2 protein-coding genes are annotated in these 3,828 nt (G+C 44.8%); both read left to right on the top strand.

What is annotated here, in order from left to right:
- Window positions 1-2,950 (top strand): isoleucine--tRNA ligase (ileS, locus tag VN105_RS13090; protein WP_325641549.1); only part of this gene is annotated, 2,950 nt, incomplete at its 5' end.
- Window positions 2,951-2,956: 6 nt separating this feature from the next.
- The coding region (locus VN105_RS13085) for a hypothetical protein (protein WP_325641547.1) at window positions 2,957-3,828 on the top strand (872 nt) is incomplete at its 3' end.

Here is a 3,828-nt window from a genome sequence, read left to right as displayed (position 1 = left end):
ATTAAAGTATAAAGATATGTGGGACGACCTGACCCTTAAAATGGGATACTGGGTAGACCTGAAAGATCCTTATATCACTTTTGAAAATAATTATATTGAAACACTCTGGTGGTGTCTTCAAACGCTTTATAAAAAAGGATTCCTATACAAAAGTGTAAGCATCCAGCCTTACTCCCCTGCAGCCGGTACCGGTTTAAGTTCCCATGAGCTGAACCAGCCGGGCACCTATAAAGATGTAAAGGATACTACTGTGGTGGCCATGTTTAAGGCCCAAAAAGCAGATAACTCACAGTTTCTTTTTGACGCAGCAGGATCAGATGAGGTCTTTTTCCTGGCCTGGACTACTACCCCGTGGACTTTACCATCCAACCTGGGTTTAACTGTAGGCGCCAATATAGAATATGTGCTGGTAAATACTTTCAATCCATACACACACCTGCCGGTGAACGTGGTAATGGCTAAAGTATTACTCAGTAAATATTTTAAGACAGAAGGAGAAAACGGTGATTTTGCCGCTTACCAGGAAGGTGATAAAGTAATTCCCTGGAAAATACTGACCAGCTTTAAAGGCAGCCAGCTTGAAAATATCCGTTATGAACAATTGCTACCATTTGTTCAGCCGGAAGAAGGCGACCCGTTCCGTGTACTCCTGGGCGACTTTGTAACCACGGAAGATGGTACAGGCATCGTTCACACTGCTCCGGCTTTTGGTGCAGATGATAACCGCGTAGGTAAGAAGTATGGTATCGGTATTTTAACACTGGTAGACAGATCCGGTAAGTTCACAGATAATGTAGGTGAATTTTCAGGCAGGTATGTAAAGAATTATAAAGATGATCCCGACTACAAAGATGTAGACGTGGATATTGCCGTGAAACTAAAGAAAGAGAACCGGGCGTTCAAAGTGGAGAAGTATGAGCATACCTATCCGCATTGCTGGCGTACAGACAAACCGGTGCTATATTATCCACTGGACGCATGGTTTATTAAAACCACGGCTGTAAAAGACAGGATGGTTGAGCTGAACAAAACGATCAACTGGAAACCCGCCTCCACCGGTACCGGCCGCTTTGGCAACTGGCTGGAGAATATGGTGGATTGGAACCTCAGCCGCAGCCGTTACTGGGGTACGCCATTACCTATCTGGCGCACTGAAGATGGTTCTGAAGAGATCTGCATCGGAGGGATTGAAGAGCTGAATGCGGAAATCCGTAAAGCGAACCAGGTTTTGGGAGGAGATGTGAATAAGTCCTATCTCCATGAAGGCATCCTCGATCTGCATAAGCCTTATGTTGATGATATTATCCTGGTGAGCCCGTCGGGTAAGCCAATGCGCCGTGAGCCCGACCTGGTGGATGTTTGGTTTGATAGCGGAGCGATGCCTTATGCGCAATGGCACTATCCATTCGAAAATAAAGAGCTGGTAGATAAAGGACAGGCATTCCCTGCCGATTTTATTGCGGAAGGAGTAGATCAGACCCGCGGCTGGTTTTATACCTTACATGCCCTTGGCGTAATGCTTTTCGACAGTGTGGCATATAAAACAGTAGTTTCCAATGGGTTGGTGCTGGACGCGAAAGGGCAAAAAATGAGTAAACGTCTCGGTAACGTGGTAAACCCGTTTGAAACCATTGAAACTTTTGGTGCAGATGCTACCCGTTGGTACCTGATCACTAATGCTTCTCCCTGGGATAGTTTAAAGTTTGATGTAAAAGGTATCGGGGAAGCGCAGCGCAAGCTGTTTGGGACCCTGTATAACACATATAGCTTCTTTGCTATGTATGCAAATCTTGATAAGTTTACTTTCAAGGAAGCATATATTCCGCTGGAGGAGCGTCCGGAAATTGACCGTTGGATCATTTCTGTACTGAATACACTTATAAAAGATGTAACCAGCAGTTTCGACGATTATGAACCTACCCAGGCAGGAAGAGCCATAGAGCGTTTTGTGGATGAGCAGCTGAGTAACTGGTATGTGCGTTTATGCCGTCGCCGGTTCTGGAAAGGTGAATACGGGCATGATAAGATCAGTGCTTACCAGACATTATACGAATGTTTGGAAAAAATTACACAATTGATGGCCCCGGTTTCCCCATTTTTCACCGATTGGTTATTTAATAACCTGAATAGTGTAAGTGGCCGCAACAAGGCTGCTTCCATCCACCACACTGATTTTCCGGTGATAAGTGAGGGCGCGGTAGATACCGGTTTGGAAGAAAGAATGCAGCTGGCACAGGATATTTCCTCACTGGTATTATCCTTGCGTAAAAAGGTGAATATTAAAGTTCGCCAGCCTCTGCAGAAGATTTTAATCCCTGTAGCCAATGGCCGGATGAAAGAGCAGATAGAATTGGTTGCGGACCTGATAAAAAGTGAGGTCAATGTCAAAGGGATTGATTATCTTACGGAAACGGAAGGTTTTATCAAGAAAAAGATTAAGCCTAACTTCAAGTCCCTCGGTGGTAAAATGGGAGCAAAGATGAAATCTGTGGCAGCCGCTATCAACGCGTTCACAGAGGCAGAAATTACCACTATAGAGCGCGACGGCCATTTCAACCTGGTTGTAGAGGGAGAACAGTTGCAAATCCAACTCTCCGACGTTGAGATCATTTCAGAAGATATTCCAGGATGGACAGTAGCTAATAAAGGTGCCCTTACGGTAGCGCTTGATATTACTATTACTTCCCAGCTGCAGGATGAAGGAAATGCCAGGGAACTGGTAAATCGTATACAGAAAATCCGCAAGGATAGTGATTTTGCATTGACTGACAGAATTGACGTAACAGTAGAAAGTGTGGATACGCTCAAGTCGGCCATTGTGAACTATAATGATTATATTTGCACCGAAATTTTGGCAGATAGTCTGGAATTAGTGGAGCGATTACAAGATGGTACAGAAATAGAGGTAAACGACCTTAAATTTAATGTATTAGTTAACAAAAAAAGCTAATCCCCCATGGCAACAAAAAAGAAGGTTGCTAGTAAAACGACCCAAAAGGCAGCTCCGGCTAAGAAGACTGTAGCGAAGGCATCAACAGCGAAAAAAGCTGCTAAACCTGCTCCGGTAAAGAAAACGGCGCCCGCTCCAAAGAAAGCAGCTGCAAAAGCGGCCCCTGCAAAGGCGGCTCCTAAAGCGGCAGCAAAACCAGCAGCCGGAAAAGCCGTGGTAGCTAAAAGCACTGCAAAAAAAGCCGCTCCGGCGCCTAAAAAAGCAGTGAAAAAGGCCTCTGCCGTACCAAACAGTAAAACAACATCCGTCAAGAAAGTTGCTGTACCTGCGAAATCGACCGTTAAAAAAGAGCCTGCTGTAAAGCAGCAAGTGGTAACGAAAAGTGTTTCCGCTGAAAAAGAGAAACCATTTATTTCTAAGTCAGAAGAAAAAGAACTTAAAACGATGGCAGTAAAGAAAGCAGATACTAAGGTAGAAGTTGCTAAGGAAAAGGAATCCACAAAGAAAGCAGCGGAGAAGCCTGTTGTTAAGGCTGAAAAGTCAGTAAAGGCGGAAAGATCCGAAAAACCCGAGAAAACTGAAAAACCTGAAAAGAAAGGCGGAAAAGCTACCCTGGTAACTTATCAGCCCGAATTTACAAAGTCAGTGCTGGATCAACCGGCACAACCTTCCGGTCCTGTATACAGATACAGTGATTCAGACCTGCAGGAATTTAGAGAATTGATCCAGAAAAAGCTGGAATCAGCTAAAAAGGAGCTCATCTATCTGCAAGGCCTGATCACCCGTAAAGACGAGGCTGGTACGGACGACACAGAAAACAAATACATGAGCATGGAAGATGGCAGTGGCTCCCAGGAAAGAGAGCAGCTGAACCAGAT

The sequence above is a fragment of the Chitinophaga sp. genome (genome assembly GCF_035564935.1).
Lineage (GTDB): Bacteria > Bacteroidota > Bacteroidia > Chitinophagales > Chitinophagaceae > Chitinophaga.
The sequence above is the reverse complement of the archived record's forward strand: the minus strand, read 5'-3'. Positions and strand labels throughout refer to the sequence as shown.